Source organism: Pseudomonas sp. 10C3 (assembly GCF_036346185.1).
Lineage (GTDB): Bacteria > Pseudomonadota > Gammaproteobacteria > Pseudomonadales > Pseudomonadaceae > Aquipseudomonas.
The window spans coordinates 1-235 of the sequence record NZ_JASJVE010000218.1 but is presented as its reverse complement, the minus strand read 5'-3'; the positions used below and the strand labels follow the sequence as shown (position 1 = coordinate 235).

General features: G+C 54.9%; 1 pseudogene. It reads right to left on the bottom strand.

Features of this window, described 5'->3' with window-relative positions:
- Positions 1-235 (bottom strand): annotated as a pseudogene (gene prfC, locus QN399_RS26670) (peptide chain release factor 3); the annotation flags it as partial.

Genomic DNA, 235 nt, shown 5'->3' with positions numbered 1-235 from the left:
ATCAACCCCGAAGTTACCCAGCGCTGTACCGAAGAACACTGGCGTCAGTTGGCCGTCGAGGAATTCCTGTTGGTTGAATTCGTGACAGGCGCCTTGCACCAGTTCCAACTGATCGCAGAAGCGGTTGTACTCGTCACCCAAGTGGGCGCGGGCTTCGTCGGAATCGAGCTTTTCAATGATTTTGACGTCGGTGCGCTCATGGCCATGACCGGCGGTGTACACAATGATGTAATCG